We start from the raw sequence: 17885 nt of genomic DNA, 5'->3' as shown, positions 1-17885 counted from the left end.
TTCGACGCGTCGAAACCACAGCCGTACGATAATTCGCGCCGTGTCTGGTACGTCGACGACCCGCACATTGAACGGCCGTTAGTGAAAACGCACGACTCTGCGGTTGGATTCTACGCACTGAACGGTGAGAGTCACGTGACGTTCACGGAAGACGAAAAGAAGGAGCGGATCTGTGGCGTCTTGGAGGAAGTGCGCGAGCAGAATCCCGGCAAGCGGATTCTGCTCGTCTTGGACAAGCACGGAGCACATATCTGTAAGTACACGCGCAAGCGCGCGCATCAGCTGGGAATCGACCTGATTTTCATCCCGTCAGGATCGCCGCATCTCAACCCAATCGAGAAAGTCTGGGACTTTCTCAAGTGGACAATGGCACCGATCGTCGTTGAGAACGAAGACGAGTTCAAAGAGCTCGTTCAAGAGACGTTCGAGAAAATAACGCAGCGAATCAGCTTCGCAAAGAAGTGGTGTGAGAAGTTCCTTAACTTTCAAAAATTATCTTAGTCATTAAGCGAGTCCTCGCTCGGATTGCCTTCGACAATTCACGGGTGGGTCCGAGCGGACGAATCGGCCACAACCGCACGGTTTAGACCCGCAGGGATCGTTTGTTAGCGTAACTCAACCGGGAAACCTGGGGCTGGTTTGGGCTTCCCCGTCAACAACTACAGCACCCCTGCCCGGTGGGGTTGCGTCGATCCGGCTCGCCGCAAGTACGGCCGATGGCGCGGCCTGTGTGCCACAAGCGGGGCGACCGCGACGGGACTGTCGCGGTCGGCGTTCCCATGCGTTTTCCGCCCCGACGTGGAGCATACGAACCGAGACCGTCCAACCGTTGGACGGGAAGTTGCCTCCGTCGGAGGTCGGTTGCAGTGACTGACCCCGAGCGTGCGGACGAGGAATCCCACGACTTCAGTCGTGTGGAGGGCGTCAACCGTCAGCTGTGGATCCCCATCGCCTCGATCTGTTCTTGATACCGGTTCCGGATCGTGACCTCGGTCACTTGCGCGACGTCCGCGACCTCGCGCTGGGTCTTCTTCTCGTTACAGAGCAGGGAGGCGGCGTAGATCGCCGCGGCGGCGTACCCCGTTGGGGACTTGCCCGACAGTAACCCCTCCTCGGCGGTCTTCTCGATGATCTCGTTTGCCTTGGACTGGACCTCCTCGCTGAGTTCGAGTTCGGAGCAAAACCGGGGGACGTACTTCTTCGGATCGACGGGACGCATCTCGAGACCGAGTTCCTGGGAGATGTATCGATACGTTCGGCCGATCTCCTTTCGCTCGACCCGGGAGACCTCACTGATCTCCTCTAACGAGCGGGGGATACCCTCCTTGCGACAGGCCGCGTACAGTGCCGAGGTCGCGACGCCCTCGATCGACCGGCCCCGAATCAGGTCCTCCTTGAGTGCGCGCCGGTAGATCACGCTCGCGACCTCTCGAACGGATCGGGGAACGCCCAGCGCCGACGCCATCCGGTCGATCTCGGAGAGCGCGAACTGGAGGTTTCGCTCGCCAGCGTCCTTCGTCCGGATGCGCTCCTGCCACTTTCGGAGCCGATGCATCTGGGAGCGTTTCTCCGAGGAGATCGACCGGCCGTAGGCATCCTTGTCCTTCCAGTCGATGGTGGTCGTCAGCCCCTTGTCGTGCATCGTCTGGGTCGTCGGCGCGCCCACGCGGGACTTCTCCTGGCGCTCCTGGTGGTTGAACGCCCGCCACTCCGGCCCGGGGTCGATCTTTTCCTCCTCGACGACGAGCCCACAGTCCTCACAGATGAGCTCACCCCGGTCGGAATCCTTCACGAGGTTCTCCGAGTCACATTCGGGACAGACGTGAACGTCCTCCTGATCCTCGGTCTCCTCGTCGGTCTCGCGCAGTCGCTCCCGCTGGCGGGTGGACCGTGTCATCGCACTTTTATAGTAGTACGATAACCACACATAAACCTTTGGCAAGCCCCAAAATCCGGCGGCTCGAATCGCCCGAAACGAGGGGTCTCGGGCGACCCTTCCGTCGAATTCCGGATCAAAAGGACAAGGGTTTTAGCCCGGATCCGGCGACTCCCACCCATGCCGGTGATCGAATGCGACGTGGCCGACGCCCGCGAGCGTCTCGAGGACGCAGGCGTCGAAGTCGAACCCGGAAACACCGATCACGAACGCTGGCGCGCCAGCCACGGCGGTGCAACCGCGGTCGCCTACGACAGCAAGGTCGTGATCCAGGGCGAACGCCCACGCGACATCGAGGCGCTCCTCCGGGAGGGCGGCGGACGCGCCCACCTCTACTTCGACGGCGCCTGTCGGGGAAATCCCGGTCCGGCCGCGATCGGCTGGCTGATCGTCACGAGCGAGGGAATCGTCGCCGAGGGGGGCGAACGGATCGGCGAGACGACCAACAACCGCGCGGAGTACGAGGCGCTGATCACCGCCCTCGAAGCCGCCGACGACTACGGCTACAGCGAGGTCGACGTCCGGGGCGACGCCGAACTCATCGTCAAACAGATCCGGGGCGAGTACGACACGAACAACCCCGAACTTCGCGAGCGCCGGGTGCGCGCGCTCGAACTGCTCTCGACGTTCGACGCCTGGTCGATCGAGCACGTCCCCCGCGAGGTAAACGACCGGGCCGACGAACTCGCGAACGAGGCCTTAGACCGGTAACCGACAGGCCAAAGCCCGGCGGGACGCTATCCCGACCATGAGCGACCTCGACCCCGAACCGGTTCCCGGGAGCGGACCCGACGACGGAAGCGAGGGTAGCGACAGCGACAGCCACGACGGCGAAGAACTCCCCGAGTCGGCCGTCGAGGAGGCCGAACGACTGACCCGACTCGCCAGGGCGGCGACCGACGACGACGAGCGCGCGGCCTACCGCGGCCACCGCGAGGAACTCCTTGAGGACCACGAGTTTACCGCGCGGGTCCGCGAGGAGGACACCGGTGACGTCCTCGTCGTCCACCCGGCCGAGTGGCACGACGAAGCCGAGGGAGTGATCCGAACCGACCGGATCGAGGATCTCTCGCGGGCGAGGGAGGTCCGCCTCGAGGGAGCGGGCTCGCCCGACGACTGGGAGGACGTCGAAAGCGAGAACCGGGCGCTCGTCGCGGACGTCCGGGAAATCCACGGCGACGTCCACGCCGACAACGCCGCCGCCCTCGCCGATTTCATGGGCAATCACTACGCCCGGCCGATGACGGAGGCGACGGCCGCGGAGCTATCGGAGTTCCGTTCCGAGTACTTCGTGAGAAACGCCTGGCCGACCGACGACCAGCGGGCCGTCCTCGCGGAGTCGATCCGGCTGGTCTTCGAGACGGCCGACGAACCGCTTCCCGACTACTAGCGGTGCTCCTCGATGCGCTCGAGGATGTCCTCGCCGTCGTCCTCGCCGACGACGTTCGAGAGCGTCCAGCCGACCTGATCGAGGACGGCGTCGTAGCCGTCGTCGGTCAGCGCGTACTGGTTGGTCCGCTTGTCCAATTCGCTCTTCTCGACGAGGCCGAGCTCGACGAGCTCGTCCAGGTTGGGGTAGAGCCGACCGTGGTTGACCTCGGTTCCGTAGTAGTCCTCGAGCTCGCGTTTGATCGCCAGGCCATACATGGGCTCCTGGGCGAGGATGACGAGGATGTTGTGCTGGAACGCGGTCAAGTCGCGCGCGATGCCTTTCGATCCGGTGACCGATTGTGCCTCTGACATAGGTGTTTGTAATGTCACCGAACTATTTAAGACTTCTCAACCATTCGTCTAGTTCCGGTTTCTCGGTGGACGATCGGTCAGTGATCGTCGAACGGCGGAGTCTCGTTCGGTGACGTGGCCGACGGTTGTATACGGTCGGTCGTTCGTCGCGACCGATCGTATATGGCAGCCGTCATCCGTACCTGACGCCGATTACGAAAGTACTTTTCCCCCGACCGCGGAACTCCCCCACGCATGACGAACCTCTGGGAAGACCTGGAAACGGGACCGAACGCGCCCGAAGAGATCTACGCCGTCGTCGAGTGCCTGAAAGGCGAACGCAACAAGTACGAGTACGACAAGGACGTCCCCGGCGTCGTCCTCGACCGCGTGCTCCACAGCAACGTCCACTACCCCTCCGACTACGGCTTCATTCCCCGAAGCTACTACGACGACGAGGACCCATTCGACGTGCTGGTCCTCGTCGAGGATCAGACGTTCCCCGGCTGTATCATCGAGGCCCGTCCCGTCGCGCTGATGAAGATGGACGACGACGGCGAGCAGGACGACAAGGTCATCGCCGTCCCGAGCGAGGACCCCCGCTACGACCACATCGAGGACCTGGCGGACATCCCCCAACAGCAGTTAGACGAGATCGACGAGTTCTTTTCGACCTACAAGAACCTGGAGGAGGGCAAGGAAGTCGAGACCCAGGGCTGGGAGGACCGCCAGGCCGCCTACGACGCGATCGAACACGCCCAGGACCTCTACGAGGAACACTTCGACTGAACCGGCGATTCCCGCGAGTAATTACAGTTCGCTCGCGGATGTGTTATGAGCATGGGTAATTTTATTGGGCGGGAGAGCGTTACGTTCTCGCATGGCCGCGAGCGACCGATCCCCCGACGCCGATAGCCCCGATTCCCCGGGAATGGCCCACCCCACGGTGGTTCCACGAAACTTCGACCCCGACTCTCCCAACGGCCGCTCGGACTGACCCGCGGCCATGGTTGCTGGGTGGGCATCCAGCCTCCGGCCCAGCCCATGGCTTCGGTGCCTCACGGAATCGCGACTCCCCGACCGTTTTATCCAAAACACCAATACGTTGGCCATGGGAACCGCCGCAAGTCTGCGTTCGACGGTCGCCGACCGTCGCGTCGTCCGCGGGTTCGCCCTGCTCGTTTCGGTTCCGCTCGGACTCGCCCTCGTCGAGATCCTCCTTTCGAACCGGCTTCCGGAACCGGCGATCTCCGCCCTGGAACCGCTGTACGCGGTGTTCGTCTATCTCCCCGTCGCGGTCGTCGGTGCCTTCGTCCTCGAACCGCTCGGGATCCCCGAACTGGTCGCCGGAAGTCCGGTCACGGCGGAGATCGTCCTCCTGGCGACCCTCGTCTGCTTCTACTATCTCCTCGCGATCGCGACGGCGACTCTCGCGTCGGTCGGACGGCGACTCGCCGCGGACTGATGGTCCGTCGGCCGCGAGGACGGGCCGTTACCGGGAAACCGCGGACGAATCGCGGCTTCGCTGGAGGCGACGCACGGTGGTCCGCCTCAGCGCTCTTCCTCGCGCAGTTCCGCGAGGTCGGCCTCGACGTCCTCGTCCACCTCGGCATCCTCCAGGTCCTCTAAGTCCGCCTCGTTCTCGAGATCCGCCTCGACGTCGCGTTCCTCGGTCTCGCTGCCTTTCCCCATCTCGGACTTGAGGGTCTCGAGTTCGGCGTCGACCTCGCTGCCCGAGGAGAGGCTTTCGAGTTCGCGGTCGATCTGATCCTTGTCCGACATGACGTCCTCGAAGGCGCCCGACTCGTGGAGTTCGTCGAGGGCCGCGGCCCGGGCCTCCATGTCCTCGGTCTGTTCTTCGGCGCGTTCGATCGCCCGGCCGACGTCCTCGAACTGTTCGCCCGTCGACGTCATCGCCTCCGAGACGGTCGAACTCGCCTTGGCCGCCTGGTGACGGGCCTTCATCGTCTCCTTTTTCGTGCGGAACTCCTCGATGCGGTTCTGGAGGGTGTCCTTCTGCTCGATGAGCTGGTCCTGTTGGCTCTGGAGTTTCCCGATCTGACCTTCGAGTTCCTCGATCTGGCTCATCTTCGCTTTCTTCTTCTCGAGGGCTTTCCGCGCCAAGTCGTCGCGGTCCTGTGCGACCGCGCGGCGGGCCTGGTCGTTGTGTTTGTCGACGTTCTCCTCGAGGCGTTTCTTCTGCATCTCGAGGCGTTTCTTCTGGGTCGTGAGGTCGGCGATCCCGCGTTTGACCTGCTGGAGCTGGTCTCTCATCTGCTCGTAGGAGTAGTCCAGGGTCTCCGTGGGGTCCTCGCTGCGATTCAGGATCGCGTTGATCTTCGACCGGATGACGTACGACGTCCGCGAGAGGATGCCCATACTACCTACGTGTCGTTCGTTCCCCTTAAAAACATCACCTCTTCAACAGTCCGGTCGGTGGGGCGCCGAACGCGGACGATTCATACCGATCGCCCCCGAACTGGAACCGTGACCGACGTCCCGATCCCCGGCGGGCGAGACGTTAGGGGGACCCTCGACGCAAGCGAATCGTCGGCAGTCGTCGTCGCCTGTCCACCCCATCCACAGCAGGGTGGCCACCGCGGCGACCGGCGGCTGGTCGCCGTCAGCGACGCGCTCGCAGAACGGGGGGTCGCCTGCCTTCGGTTCGACTACGGAGAATGGGACGAGGGCTACGGCGAACGCGAGGACGCCCGCAACGCGATCCGGTGGGCGGCCGATCGATACGACCGGGTCGGCGTCTTCGGCTTCAGCTTCGGGGCCGCGCTGGCGATCATCGCGAGCGCGACCGTCGGTCGCGATGTCCATGCGATATCCGCGCTCGCGCCCCCGGCGCGGCTGACCGCGGACCTCGACGCCGTGGCGGCCCTCGAGACGCTCGACGCTTCGGTCCAGATCTGCTACGGCGAGCGCGACTCGACCGCCGACTGGGAACCGGTGGTCGAGCGGGCGCGCGAACTCGGGTTCGAGATCCGAGGGTTCTCCGCCGACCACTTCTTCGTCGGACAGCATCCGAACGTCGCCGAGGCGGTCGGAGTGTTCCTCGGGAGCCGTCTCGAGTGATCCGTCTACCTGCCGGGAAGGTTCCCGAAATCGTTTTCAACCGGTCGCGCGGACAGTCGGTATGCCGACCGATTCTGACTCCGAGTACGACCCCTCGCTCGGAAACAAGTTCATTTTCGTGACCGGCGGGGTCATGTCGGGCCTGGGGAAAGGGATCACGGCCGCGAGCACGGGCCGACTGCTGAAGAACGCCGGCTTCGACGTGACCGCGGTGAAGATCGATCCCTACCTCAACGTCGACGCGGGGACGATGAACCCCTACCAGCACGGCGAGGTCTACGTTCTGAAAGACGGCGGCGAGGTCGACCTCGATCTGGGGAACTACGAACGGTTCCTCGACGTCGACATGACCTCCGACCACAACGTCACGACGGGCAAGACCTACCAGCACGTCATCGAGCGCGAGCGCTCGGGAGATTACCTCGGAAAAACGGTCCAGATCATCCCCCACATCACCGACGACATCAAACGCCGCATTCGGGAGGCCGCCGAGGGAAGCGACGTCTGTCTCGTCGAGGTCGGGGGCACCGTCGGCGACATCGAGGGGATGCCCTACCTCGAGGCCCTCCGGCAGTTCGCCCACGAGGAGGACGACGAGGACATCCTCTTTACCCACGTCACGCTGGTCCCCTACTCGAAAAACGGCGAGCAAAAGACCAAACCCACCCAGCACTCGGTAAAGGAAGTCCGGTCGATCGGCCTCCAGCCCGACATCATCGTCGGCCGGTGTGACGACGAACTCGAACCCCACACGAAAGAGAAGATCGCGCTGTTCTGTGATATCCCCACCGAAGCGGTGTTCTCGAACCCCGACGTCGAGGACGTCTACCACGTCCCGCTGGTCGTCGAGGAGGAGGGGTTAGACGAGTACGTCATCGACCGGTTCGGGCTCGCCGAGCGGGCCCTGCCCCGCGAAGAGCGCGCAAACGAGTGGCGCGAGGTCGTCACCAGCGAGAAGGAGGGAGAAGTCGAGGTCGCGTTGGTCGGAAAGTACGATCTGGAGGACGCCTACATGTCGATCCACGAATCGCTGAAACACGCCGGCTTCGACCTCGGGGTCGACGTCACGGTCCGCTGGGTCGACGCCGACGAGATGGCCCCACGTCACGCCCGTCGGCTAGAGGACGCCGACGGCGTCGTCGTCCCCGGCGGCTTCGGGATGCGGGGGACCCAGGGGAAGATCGACGCCGTCGAGTACGCCCGCGCGAACGACGTCCCGTTCCTCGGACTCTGTCTGGGCTTTCAGATGGCCGTCGTCGAATACGCACGCAACGTCCTCGGCCTGGCGGGCGCCCACTCGGCGGAGGTCGACGCCGACACGCCTCATCCCGTCATCGACATCCTCCCCGAGCAGTACGAGGTCGAGGACATGGGCGGGACGATGCGCCTTGGCACCCACGAAACCGAGATCGAGCCCGGAACCCTCGCCCACGACCTCTACGGCGCGGAGAGCTGTCACGAGCGCCACCGCCACCGCTACGAGGTCAATCCCGACTACTTCGAGGCGTTCGAGGACGGCGCCCTCGTCTTCTCCGGGTCGGCGGGCAACCGCATGGAGATCCTCGAACTCGAGGACCATCCCTTCTTCCTGGGCACCCAGTTTCACCCCGAGTACCGCTCGCGGCCCGGCCGGCCGAGCCCGCCGTTCGTCGGCTTCCTCGACGCCGTGATGGATCGTGCCGAGGCCCGCGAGGGGGTGACCGCCTGATGGTCGACGCCGCGGAGTTCGCCCCCGAAGCGGTCGCGGAGATCGGCGATCAGGTCGGCGATGCGAACGCGGTGATCGCGCTCTCGGGCGGGGTCGATTCCTCGGTCGCCGCCGCGCTGGCCTACGAGGCGATCGGCGACCGGCTGACGCCCGTCTACGTCGACACCGGACTGATGCGAAAGGGCGAGACCGCCCAGATCCGCGAGACGTTCGACTACATGGAGTCGCTGCGGGTCGTCGACGCCAAAGACCGGTTTCTGGACGCTCTGGAGGGTGTCACCGACCCCGAGGAGAAACGGAAGGTCATCGGCGAGGGGTTCATCCGGGAGTTCGAGCGCGAGGCCCGCGAGGCCGACGCCGACTACCTCGTCCAGGGGACGATCTACCCCGACCGGATCGAGAGCGAGGGCGGGATCAAGTCCCATCACAACGTCGGCGGGCTCCCCGACGTGATCGATTTCGAGGGGATCGTCGAACCCGTCCGCGACCTCTACAAGGACGAGGTCCGGGAGGTCGCCCGCCACCTCGGACTCGACGACCTGGTCGCCGAACGGATGCCGTTTCCGGGGCCCGGGTTGGCAGTCAGAGTCATCGGCGAGGTCACCGAGGAGAAGTTGGAGGTCGCCCGCGAGGCCTGTCACGTCGTCGAGGACGAACTCGAGGAGTACGAGCCCTGGCAGGCGCTGGCGGCGGTGATCGGGAAGGCCACGGGCGTCAAGGGCGACAACCGGGTCCACGGCTGGGTCGTTTCGGTTCGGTCCGTCGAGTCCCGGGACGGGATGACCGCCCGCGCCCAGGAGGTAGACTGGGAGACCCTCCAGCGGATTCAGTCGCGGATCACCGGCGAGAACGAGTCGGTCGCGCGGGTCGTCTACGACGTCACCCACAAACCGCCCGCGACCATCGAGTACGAGTGACCATGCGTGCAATCGTCGCCGGCCCCGACGAGGAGGGCATCGCCGACGCCCTCGAAGGGGAGGGCGTCACCGTCTCCCGTCTCGACGGGGTGATCACCCGTCCGGCCCTGGAGGACGCCGGGATCGTCGACGCGGACCTCTACGTGTTGACCGACGTCTCCCAGGCGACGTCGATCCCGATCGTCAGGGACCTCACGGAGATCAGGACGGTCGTCTACGCGCGGGACTCGACCCCCGAGTTCGTCAAGGCCCAACTCGATCTGGCGGTCGACCCGCGGGTCGCCGGCCCTTCGATCGTTGCCGAGGAACTCGCGGGAACGGCCGACTGACCGGACTGACCGCGTTCGACACGTTCGTTCACTGTCGGTCGGAAGCGTTCGTTTGCGGTCGGTTTCGACCGTTAAACTGGACTGAATCGGGGCCAAACCCGGGTCAATTACCTGTAGCATCGGCCCGGTTGAAGTGGGTGTGGCAGGTAGGGATGAGTGGAGGCCGGCGGGATCGCTCGCGCGGTCCTGGGGCTTCCACACCACCCACGGGGCGGCTCCCCGGCCGCCCCGCGCCGGTTACCGCCGGCATTCCCCACCCACCCATTGTCGTTTCCGACGCGGGTCCCCCACCCGCGTCGGCGTTTTCGACCCCGATCAGCGGATGCGCTCGCCCGGCTCCGCGTCGCCGTGTGTCGTCAGCAGATCCGCTTCGTCGCCGGCCGCGAGGATCATTCCGTTCGATTCGACGCCGAACAGCTCCGCGGGCTCCATGTTCGCGAGCAGGATACATTTCTCGCCGGGCAGCTCCGAGAGGTCGTGGAGCTGTTTGATCCCCGCAACGACCTGGCGACGCTCGAGCCCGACGTCCACCTCGAGGCGCGCGAGGTCGTCGGCGCCCTCGATCCCCTCGGCGACTTCGATCCGCCCGACGCGGATATCGAGGTCCTGGAACTCCTCGAACCCGATCCGGTCGGCGAGGAGGGGTTCGAGATCGGCATCGCCTCCCGCCTCGCCGGTCTCGCCGTCGCCCTCCTCGGCGTCCTCACTGCTCTCGCCGTCATCGAAGCTCGCGACCCGCTCTTCGAGTTTCGCTTCGAGTTCGGCGACGCGGTCGTCCTCGATCTTCTCGAACAGTTCGTCGGGTTCGTCGAACTTCCGGGGTGGCGCCGCGAGGGCGGCCTCGAGGCGGGCGTCGTGGACGCTACCGTCCTCGGCGAGCTGGTCCCACAGCGCTTGGGCCTTTCCGGGCGCGATGGGCTCTATGAGGACGCCGACGGCCTTGGCGATCTGGACGCAGTCGCGGATGACCTGCCGGGCCTCGTCGCTTTCGGCCTCGAGCTTCCAGGGTTCGTTGCGCTGGATGTACTCGTTGCCAAAGCGGGCGAGGCGGGTGGCGGCCGCCCCGGTCTCCCGGAGCGAGTAGTCGTTGAGCCCCTCGCGGAACTCCGCGATGGCGTCCTCGATCCTGTCTCGCACCTCCGTCGAGAGCTCCGCGTCTGGGGTGCCCTCGTAGTTGCGGTAGGCGAACAGCAGCGAGCGGTACCAGAAGTTGCCGACCGTTCCGACGAGTTCGCCGTTGACCCGTTCCTGGAACCGATCCCAGGCGAAGTCCACGTCCTGCTGGAACCCCCCTGCCGTCACGAGGTAGTATCGAAGGAGGTCCGGGTGAAAGCCCTCCTCGAGGTAGTCGTCGGCCCAGATCGCCCGATTCCGGCTGGTCGAGAACGCCTTTCCGTTCAGGTTGACGAACCCGCTGGCCATCACCGCGCGGGGCTCGTTGTAGCCCGCACCACGCAACATTGCGGGCCAGAAGACGGTGTGGTGTTGGATGATGTCCCGACCGATGATGTGGACGATCTCGCCGTCCTCCTTCCAGGCGCGTTCCCAATCGTACTCGTCGCTGCCAACGCGCTCGCTGTATTGCTTCGTGCTGGCGACGTACTCGATCGGGGCGTCGACCCAGACGTAGAGCACGAGGTCCTCCTCGCTTTCGCCCGGATAGTCGATCCCCCAGTCCATATCGCGGGTGATACAGAGGTCCTGGAGTTCGCCCTCGACCCACTCGCGGGGCTGGTTCCGGGCGTTGCTCGTCCCCTCGAGACGGTCGAGGAACTCTCCGAGATACTCCTTGAAGTCGTTCAGCCGGAGGAACTTGTGCGAACGGGTGCGGTACTCAGCGGGGTTGCCCGTGAGCGTACTGGTGGGATCCTCGATCTCGCCGGGCTCTAAGTGGCGCTGGCAGCCCTCGTCGCACTCATCACCGCGGGCTTTCTCCCCGCAGTAGGGACACGTGCCCTCGACGAACCGGTCGGGGAGTGGTTCGTCGACCTCGGGGTCCCAGGCGACCTCGATCTCCTTTTCGTAGACGTGGTCGTTGTCGATCCAGGCCCGGACGAACTCGCGGGTGAGTTCGGCGTTGGTTTCGTCGTGTGTGTGGCTGTAGTTGTCGAACTCGATCCCGAACTCGGGGAACGTGTCGGCGTACTTCTCGTGGAGCCGGAGGGCGTACGTCTCGGGGTCTACCCCCTCTTTTGCGGCCTGGACCGCGACCGGGGTCCCGTGCATGTCCGTCCCGGAGACGAAGGCGTTGTTCTGGCCGAGCGTGTCGAGCGCCCGCGAGAGGACGTCGCCGCTGATGTACGTCCGGAGGTGGCCGACGTGCAGATCGCCCGTCGCGTAGGGCAACCCGCAGGTCACCACCGCCGGTCGGTCCGTCGGAAAGTCGTCGTGGCTCATGGCTGTGGTCAGTCGGTGGCGGGCGTAAAACCCGCCGGTTTCGGTCGATGGTCCGGTTCGAAATCCCTGGTCCGGGTTTCGGTGGCCACGTCCGGGCCGCATGACCGGCGACGCGTGGCCCCTCCACCCGGCGCTACCGCCGCATCCGCATAGAACGAGCCTCGGGGGCGGAAGGAACCGTCACGTTCGACTCATAGGCTCGGGCGGACAAAAGCCTACTGACCCCGGACGAGACGCGATCAGCGGATCGAGTCGAGCACTAGCTTCTGTTCGACCCGCTTGACCTCGTGTTGGACGTCCCGGACGGCGTCAATGTTCGCCGAGATCGAGCTGACCCCCTCCTCGACGAGGAAGTCGACCATCTCCGGGCGCGAGCCCGCCTGCCCGCAGATGCTCGTCTCGACGCCCTCCTCGCGGCAGGTCTCGATCACGTCCCCGATCAGCCTGAGCACGGAGGGGTGGAGCTCGTCGAAGCGGTCGGCGACGCGTTCGTTGTTCCGGTCGATCGCGAGCGTGTACTGGGTGAGGTCGTTCGTCCCGAAGGAAGCGAAGTCGATCCCCGTCTCGGCGAGGTCGGCCACGCCGAGGGCGGCGGCGGGCGTCTCGATCATCACGCCCCAGCGGCGTTTCCCGGGATCGATCCCGACTTCCTCCATACAGTTTTTCAGGGCGTGGACGTCCTCCGCGTCGTTGACCAGCGGGAACATGATCTCGACGTTGTCGTAGCCCATCCCGTACAGCCGCCGGAACGCCTCTAACTCGTGGGCGAAGACGTCCGGTCGATCGAGACTCCGGCGTACTCCGCGATAGCCCAGCATCGGGTTGTGCTCGTCGGGCTCGTCCTCGCCGCCCTCGAGCTGACGGAACTCGTCGGTCGGCGCATCGAGCGTCCGGACCCGGACGGGCCGGGGGTAGAACTCGTCGGCTACCGTTCGAACGCCCTCGACGATCTCGGTGACGTAGGCATCGACGCCGTTCTCCTCGATGTACTTCGCCGGGGTCTGGCCCAGCGAGAGGATCATGTGCTCGATCCGGAGCAGGCCGACGCCGTCGGCGCCGGTCGCCGCCGCCCGGGAGGCGGCCTCGGGGATCGAGACGTTGACTTTCACCTCCGTCGCGGTCATCGGCTTGACCGGCGACTGCGGGCGGACCTCCTCGACGGGTTCGCGTTCGTCCTCCCCGTCCCGGCCCGCGACGACGGTGCCTTTCTCGCCGTCGATCGTGATCGCCTGGCCGTCCTCCAGTACGCGACTCGCGTTCGTCGTCCCGACGACCGCGGGGACGCCCAGTTCCCGGGAGACGATCGCCGCGTGGGAGGTCATCCCCCCCTCGTCGGTGACGATCCCCGAGGCGCGTTTCATCGCGGGGACCATGTCCGGGGTGGTCATCTCCGTGACGATCACGTCCCCTTCACCGACTTTGTCGAGCTCGTCGAGTTTCGTCACGATCCGGGCGGCCCCCGAGGCCGTCCCCGGACTCGAGCCCAGGCCGTCGACGAGGAGATCGCCGGTCGCCGGGCCGGTCCCGGCGGAGCCACTCGACTCCGAGCGGACGGCGCCGCTGCCGTCGGTGACTCCGGGAGCGGTCGCCCCCGCTCCGGCGTCCTCCAAGTCCGCGACCCCGCCCGCGGGCGGGTCGTCGGCCTCGCTGATCGTCGTGATCGGTCGGGACTGGAGCATGTAGACCTCGTCGCCGACCATCGCCCACTCGACGTCCTGGGGTTCGCCGTAGTGGTCTTCGACGCGCTCGCCGATCTCGACTAAGGCCTCGATATCGTCGGCAGAGAGGACCCGCTCGTCGCGTTTGTCCTCAGGGACCTCGCGCTCGACGGTCTCGCCCGTCTCGTCGTCGCGCTCACAGAGCAGCTTCTTCTCGGCGACGGTCGCCTCGACGTCCCCGCTCTCCCGCTCGATGACGTAGTTGTCCGGGGAGACCGATCCCGAGACGACCGCTTCACCCAGTCCCCAGGCCGCCTCGACGATCATCGTCGCCTCGCCCGTCGAGGGGTGGCTGGTGAACATCACGCCGCTTTTCTCGGCGTCGACCATCCGCTGGACGACGACGCCGATGTCGACGTCGTCGTGGGAAAAGCCCTGCTTGGTCCGGTAGTAGATCGCCCGCTGGGTGAACAGCGACGCCCAGCACTCCCGAACGCGCTCTAAGAGGCGTTCGTCGGTGACGTTGAGGAAGGTCTCCTGTTGGCCCGCAAAGGAGGCGTCGGGGAGGTCCTCGGCGGTCGCCGAGGAACGGACCGCGACGAACGGCTCGCCCTCCATGTCGGCGTAAGCGCCGAGGACCTCCTCGCGGAGCTCCTCGGGGAAGGGGGTCTCGACGATGAGCTCGCGGGCGCGCTCGGCCGCAGTCGAGAGCGCCGCCGAGTCCTCGACGTCGACGTCGACGGCCTCGAACAGCGCGTCGTCGATCCCGGCCTCCTCGATGAACGCGCGATAGCTGTCTGCGGTGACCACGAACCCGGGCGGAACGGGGAGGTCGGCACCGGTGAGCTCGCCGAGGGAGGCGCCCTTGCCGCCGACCCGGGGGAGGTCGTCGGCACCGATCTCGTCCAGCCAGAGTACTGCCATCTCTACTGGAGGGTCCACGCTCGCCCTAATGAGCCTTGTGAAAGAATCACAAAATTCACAACTCGATGGCGAATTAACGTTCTTCGCACCGGTCGGCCCGTGAGACGATCCCTCACGGTTTTTCGATATCTGATACGTTCGGCCGGGTCATAGAGCCGGAAGAACCCATTTACCGGCGATCACGGTCCCGAATCGCGATCGATGGCGCAATGACGTCCTTCCGGCCCTATCAGGCCTCGAGGATCCCGTCGTCGCCCCGTTCGGGCGCTCGAACCATCCCCTCGAGGGCGGTGACCGCACGCCCGCCGATCCGGACCTCGTCGTCGATCCGGACGAGGACCGTCCCCGGACGGGAGACGTAGTGGCCCTGCTCGAGGCGGAGCTCCTCGGGCGTGGGATCGAAGGCGTCGTACGCCTCGAGGTAGGCCGCGACGGCACAGCTCGCGGTGCCAGTCACGGGATCCTCGGGGACGCCCGCACCGGGGGCGAACATCCGCCCGTGGAGCGCCGACTCCGGTTGGAGGGTGTCGAACGTGAACGCGTAGATCCCCGTCGCGCCTACCGAGTCGGCGAGGGGCTCGATCGCGGCCATGTCGGGGTCCGCGTCGCCGAGGTCCGAGAGGTAGGTGATCGGGACCATGAGGAAGGGGAGGCCGGTCGAGGACACCGCGAGCGGGAGGTCCTCGCGGGCGCCCTCCAGAGCCGCGCGCTCGACGCCGAGCGCGTCGGCGACCGTCCCGTAACTGGCGTCGGCCTCGCGGATTTCGGGGTCGTCCTGGCTCATCCAGACCGTTCCATCGTCCTCGACGTCGACCTCGATGACGCCGACGTTCGTCTCGAGGGTGGTCGTCCCCGTCTCGACGTCGCCCGTCTCGTGAAGGTACGAACCGGAGGCGATGGTCGCGTGCCCACAGAGGTCGACCTCCTGGGTCGGCGTGAAGTACCGGATCCGGCGCTCGGCCTCCGCGCTCGCCGACAGAAAGGCCGTCTCGCTGACCGAGAGCTCGCGTGCGATCGCCTGCATGGTCGGCTCCGAGAGCTCGCCGGCATCGGGGACGACCCCCGCGGCGTTCCCGGTGAGGGGGTCGTCGGTGAACGCGTCGACGAGCGCGACCTCCAGATCGTCAGTCATGGCGGAGCCGACGCAGCGTGGTCCAATAGGGGTGACGGAAGGGCCGCCAGCGAAATCCCATCGGCGTTACATCCGTGTGCGAACCAACCACTGATTTATGTAGGTTCGGTAGATCTATTGATATATGAGAGATGGTCTGAAACAGAGACTACTTCGAGTTGATTACGAGAGCTGGGACAACCCATGGTACGGTTTCGTTGCCGCGCCAGTTTTGGCAATCCTGGGTGGTTCGTTCGGTTATTTTCTTGGCGTTCATCTGGTTTCATCGCCTCTTGCGGAAGAGATAATTGCATATGTCTGCATAGCTATAACATTCTTTGTTGGATATATAGGGGTGGCATTGATTGACATGTATTGATGACCTCTCGGAGCTTCGGTGGTTTCGTTCCCTGTATGTAACACCAGTTCGGCCGTCTCAATCGACGGAATCAACGGACCGTAGTACCGTCGTGGACTGTTACGACATCGTGGCTTAGCCGAGACGAGTAAGAAGCCCCTCGCGGTCCTGACTGGAGCGGAGGGTTATGAGTTCTGTCGCTTCACGGGTCCGTGCCATCTCTTTTAGCGAGGGACGTTTCTCCGTGTTGAACCGCCACGTGTACAGAAGGAAACTCGGTTCGACTTTGGGCGAGCAGCCTTCTGCCATAGCGGGGTTGTCCCGAAGGAGTCTGCGCTTTAGGACACGAAACAGGCAAACGTACCGCGAGGATTCCAGAAAGATCACGGTATCTGCGGCATCGAGCCGCTCCGCTGCCGTCGAGCCGTAGTTTCCATCGATTATCCATGCGTCGCCTCCGATGAGTTCCCGATGGGTTTGCCGCCATTCGTCGGTCGGCGGCCCCTCCCAGTTCGGCCCCCAATAGTGCGCATCGAGATGGATGACGGGAAGCTCCGTCCGCTCACCCAACCGGCGCGAAAACGTGGATTTTCCAGCGCCCGGAGGTCCCATCACCGCAATTCTATTCATACTTGCGAGGCACGTACGCGAGATTGACATCCTCACCGCGCCTACAGGCGCGGGAATCCTCACGTTGGGGGTCTCGGCTCATGCCGAACCACCACGCGAGCGACTTTCTCCTACCCGTGGATACTCCGGTTCGTGCGCGCTTCTTTGGGACGTTCGTGAGAGTGTGGTATCTCCGACCAGTCGTGGTCGTCCCACTCGAATCGCACGGGCCGTGCCATCGGCCGTGGTACGTCTGTTTCGTGCCGTCTCAGGAACGTCTCGCTTGCCGAAAGATCCGCGTGGCCCTCGAAGCCACACTGACAGATCAGCGTGTCCTGGTGCCGAGTAGTGTCCGTGGTCGAACCGCAGTTTGGACACGTCTGGCTTGTCCACGCTTCCGTGCGAACTTCGACCGTGATTCCGTACTCTTCGGCAGTACACGCGAGCCGGTCGATGAACGCGCGGAACGCCCAGAAGTTGTGCGTCTTCGCGTTCGTCCGTACCGACCAGTGGGTCTCGAGAACGTCGGTGAGATCGCCGACGTACACCGTCGAGACACCTTCGTCGTACAGTCGTTCGATCAAGTCGCGGGCAAGCGCGTCCATCGCATGGTCGCGCCGTCGCGTCCGGCGTCGGTAGAGGTGTCGAATCCGGTTCGAGGAGTGCCGGCCCTCGCGGAGTTTCGACTGTAACCGGGCGATCTCTCGCGTCGTCTCGCGGAACCGTTCGAACAGGTCGCGGCCCTTGTACAGGTACTGCTTGCCGGTCGTGGTCGTACAGGCGACGATGTTGTTCGCACCGATATCCAGAGCGGCGGTTTCGTCCGCCAGTGGTGAATCCAGTCGAGAATTGACGACGGTGACTGGCTGAAAGGCCCTGAATTGGTCCGAAGACTCGTCGTAGGACAGTTCCAACCGGCCCTGTTTGCCGTCCCACTTCGGATCGCCCGCAACTTCGAGGCGAAGACGCTCGGTGTGTCCGAGGCCGTACTTCCCCTTGAGTTCCTTTCCGACGGGAATCTCGAGTCGAGAGCGGTCGCCCATTTCCAGTGTGTACTGGTCGTTTCGAACGTAGGTCCGCAACGTTCGACCGTCGTCCTCGTTGCCCCAGTAGCCGGGTGGGGAACACTTCTCGC

The 17885-nt window shown here is 64.9% G+C and carries 17 protein-coding genes; 10 read left to right on the top strand and 7 right to left on the bottom strand.

The window, feature by feature from the left end; all coding sequences use genetic code 11:
* Positions 1 to 501: IS630 family transposase (locus LCF40_RS21795; protein WP_224830236.1), on the top strand; the 501-nt coding region annotated here is incomplete at its 5' end.
* A gap of 430 nt (positions 502 to 931) precedes the next feature.
* Here LCF40_RS21795 and LCF40_RS21790 read toward each other — a convergent pair.
* Positions 932 to 1897 (bottom strand): transcription initiation factor IIB, encoded by a 966-nt coding sequence (locus tag LCF40_RS21790; RefSeq protein WP_114577781.1) that lies wholly within the window; start codon positions 1895 to 1897, stop codon positions 932 to 934.
* A gap of 159 nt (positions 1898 to 2056) precedes the next feature.
* Between LCF40_RS21790 and rnhA the strand changes: the two genes are divergently transcribed.
* Together rnhA and LCF40_RS21780 are read left to right on the top strand one after the other, a co-directional pair.
* Complete coding sequence (gene rnhA, locus LCF40_RS21785) at positions 2057 to 2647, top strand: ribonuclease HI (protein WP_224830235.1); 591 nt, start codon at positions 2057 to 2059, stop codon at positions 2645 to 2647.
* A gap of 37 nt (positions 2648 to 2684) precedes the next feature.
* Positions 2685 to 3326 (top strand): DUF7108 family protein, encoded by a 642-nt coding sequence (locus LCF40_RS21780; RefSeq protein WP_224830234.1) that lies wholly within the window; start codon positions 2685 to 2687, stop codon positions 3324 to 3326.
* Here LCF40_RS21780 and LCF40_RS21775 read toward each other — a convergent pair.
* The gene (locus tag LCF40_RS21775; protein ID WP_114577778.1) at positions 3323 to 3679 is read right to left on the bottom strand and encodes a PadR family transcriptional regulator; all 357 of its coding nucleotides are present in this window, start codon (positions 3677 to 3679) and stop codon (positions 3323 to 3325) included. The genes LCF40_RS21780 and LCF40_RS21775 overlap by 4 nt on opposite strands.
* A gap of 234 nt (positions 3680 to 3913) precedes the next feature.
* Between LCF40_RS21775 and LCF40_RS21770 the strand changes: the two genes are divergently transcribed.
* Entirely contained in the window at positions 3914 to 4447 is a 534-nt protein-coding gene (locus LCF40_RS21770; RefSeq protein ID WP_224830233.1) for an inorganic diphosphatase, read from the top strand.
* Positions 4448 to 4769: 322 nt separating this feature from the next.
* Positions 4770 to 5123, top strand: a complete 354-nt coding sequence (locus LCF40_RS21765; RefSeq protein ID WP_224830232.1) for a hypothetical protein — start codon at positions 4770 to 4772, stop codon at positions 5121 to 5123.
* An 86-nt stretch (positions 5124 to 5209) separates the two neighbouring features.
* Here the strand turns inward: LCF40_RS21765 and LCF40_RS21760 are convergent, their stop codons facing one another.
* Positions 5210 to 6037, bottom strand: coding sequence for a PspA/IM30 family protein (locus tag LCF40_RS21760; RefSeq protein WP_114577775.1), 828 nt, complete (start codon positions 6035 to 6037; stop codon positions 5210 to 5212).
* 108 nt (positions 6038 to 6145) lie between these two features.
* On the opposite strand from LCF40_RS21760, the gene LCF40_RS21755 reads away from it, so the two are divergent.
* The 4 genes from LCF40_RS21755 to LCF40_RS21740 all read left to right on the top strand — a co-directional run bounded on the left by LCF40_RS21755 (position 6146) and on the right by LCF40_RS21740 (position 9693).
* Positions 6146 to 6739, top strand: a complete 594-nt coding sequence (locus tag LCF40_RS21755; protein WP_114577774.1) for an alpha/beta hydrolase — start codon at positions 6146 to 6148, stop codon at positions 6737 to 6739.
* A gap of 61 nt (positions 6740 to 6800) precedes the next feature.
* Complete coding sequence (pyrG, locus tag LCF40_RS21750) at positions 6801 to 8447, top strand: glutamine hydrolyzing CTP synthase (protein WP_224830231.1); 1647 nt, start codon at positions 6801 to 6803, stop codon at positions 8445 to 8447.
* Positions 8447 to 9364: a glutamine-hydrolyzing GMP synthase gene (gene guaA / locus LCF40_RS21745; RefSeq protein WP_114577772.1), complete on the top strand. Its 918-nt coding sequence runs from the start codon at positions 8447 to 8449 to the stop codon at positions 9362 to 9364. The genes pyrG and guaA overlap by 1 nt, the downstream gene beginning before the upstream one ends.
* A gap of 2 nt (positions 9365 to 9366) precedes the next feature.
* Positions 9367 to 9693: a DUF7126 family protein gene (locus LCF40_RS21740; RefSeq protein WP_114577771.1), complete on the top strand. Its 327-nt coding sequence runs from the start codon at positions 9367 to 9369 to the stop codon at positions 9691 to 9693.
* Between the two features lie 315 nt (positions 9694 to 10008).
* Here the strand turns inward: LCF40_RS21740 and metG are convergent, their stop codons facing one another.
* The 3 genes from metG to LCF40_RS21725 all read right to left on the bottom strand — a co-directional run bounded on the left by metG (position 10009) and on the right by LCF40_RS21725 (position 15804).
* On the bottom strand, positions 10009 to 12090 hold the full coding sequence (gene metG, locus LCF40_RS21735) for a methionine--tRNA ligase (RefSeq protein WP_224830230.1): 2082 nt from the start codon (positions 12088 to 12090) through the stop codon (positions 10009 to 10011).
* A 239-nt stretch (positions 12091 to 12329) separates the two neighbouring features.
* Entirely contained in the window at positions 12330 to 14672 is a 2343-nt protein-coding gene (ppsA, locus tag LCF40_RS21730) for a phosphoenolpyruvate synthase (RefSeq protein WP_224830229.1), read from the bottom strand.
* Between the two features lie 229 nt (positions 14673 to 14901).
* Positions 14902 to 15804, bottom strand: a complete 903-nt coding sequence (locus LCF40_RS21725) for a PhzF family phenazine biosynthesis protein (RefSeq protein ID WP_224830228.1) — start codon at positions 15802 to 15804, stop codon at positions 14902 to 14904.
* Positions 15805 to 15928: 124 nt separating this feature from the next.
* On the opposite strand from LCF40_RS21725, the gene LCF40_RS21720 reads away from it, so the two are divergent.
* Positions 15929 to 16162, top strand: coding sequence for a hypothetical protein (locus LCF40_RS21720; RefSeq protein ID WP_224830227.1), 234 nt, complete (start codon positions 15929 to 15931; stop codon positions 16160 to 16162).
* A 719-nt stretch (positions 16163 to 16881) separates the two neighbouring features.
* Here LCF40_RS21720 and LCF40_RS21715 read toward each other — a convergent pair.
* Positions 16882 to 17885: RNA-guided endonuclease InsQ/TnpB family protein (locus LCF40_RS21715; RefSeq protein WP_224830226.1), on the bottom strand; the 1004-nt coding region annotated here is incomplete at its 5' end.

The organism is Saliphagus infecundisoli (assembly GCF_020177375.1).
Taxonomy (GTDB): domain Archaea; phylum Halobacteriota; class Halobacteria; order Halobacteriales; family Natrialbaceae; genus Saliphagus; species Saliphagus infecundisoli.
This window is presented reverse-complemented; position numbering and strand designations above follow the sequence as displayed.

What these genes read in the sequence shown, in the direction of transcription:
- guaA (WP_114577772.1), top strand. Translation starts at nt 8,447, where the DNA reads ATGGTCGACGCCGCGGAGTTCGCCCCCGAAGCGGTCGCGGAGATCGGC.
- LCF40_RS21760 (WP_114577775.1), bottom strand. Translation starts at nt 6,037, where the DNA reads ATGGGCATCCTCTCGCGGACGTCGTACGTCATCCGGTCGAAGATCAAC.
- LCF40_RS21770 (WP_224830233.1), top strand. Translation starts at nt 3,914, where the DNA reads ATGACGAACCTCTGGGAAGACCTGGAAACGGGACCGAACGCGCCCGAA.
- LCF40_RS21740 (WP_114577771.1), top strand. Translation starts at nt 9,367, where the DNA reads ATGCGTGCAATCGTCGCCGGCCCCGACGAGGAGGGCATCGCCGACGCC.
- LCF40_RS21720 (WP_224830227.1), top strand. Translation starts at nt 15,929, where the DNA reads ATGAGAGATGGTCTGAAACAGAGACTACTTCGAGTTGATTACGAGAGC.
- LCF40_RS21790 (WP_114577781.1), bottom strand. Translation starts at nt 1,897, where the DNA reads ATGACACGGTCCACCCGCCAGCGGGAGCGACTGCGCGAGACCGACGAG.
- ppsA (WP_224830229.1), bottom strand. Translation starts at nt 14,672, where the DNA reads ATGGCAGTACTCTGGCTGGACGAGATCGGTGCCGACGACCTCCCCCGG.
- metG (WP_224830230.1), bottom strand. Translation starts at nt 12,090, where the DNA reads ATGAGCCACGACGACTTTCCGACGGACCGACCGGCGGTGGTGACCTGC.
- LCF40_RS21775 (WP_114577778.1), bottom strand. Translation starts at nt 3,679, where the DNA reads ATGTCAGAGGCACAATCGGTCACCGGATCGAAAGGCATCGCGCGCGAC.
- LCF40_RS21765 (WP_224830232.1), top strand. Translation starts at nt 4,770, where the DNA reads ATGGGAACCGCCGCAAGTCTGCGTTCGACGGTCGCCGACCGTCGCGTC.
- pyrG (WP_224830231.1), top strand. Translation starts at nt 6,801, where the DNA reads ATGCCGACCGATTCTGACTCCGAGTACGACCCCTCGCTCGGAAACAAG.
- LCF40_RS21780 (WP_224830234.1), top strand. Translation starts at nt 2,685, where the DNA reads ATGAGCGACCTCGACCCCGAACCGGTTCCCGGGAGCGGACCCGACGAC.
- LCF40_RS21725 (WP_224830228.1), bottom strand. Translation starts at nt 15,804, where the DNA reads ATGACTGACGATCTGGAGGTCGCGCTCGTCGACGCGTTCACCGACGAC.
- rnhA (WP_224830235.1), top strand. Translation starts at nt 2,057, where the DNA reads ATGCCGGTGATCGAATGCGACGTGGCCGACGCCCGCGAGCGTCTCGAG.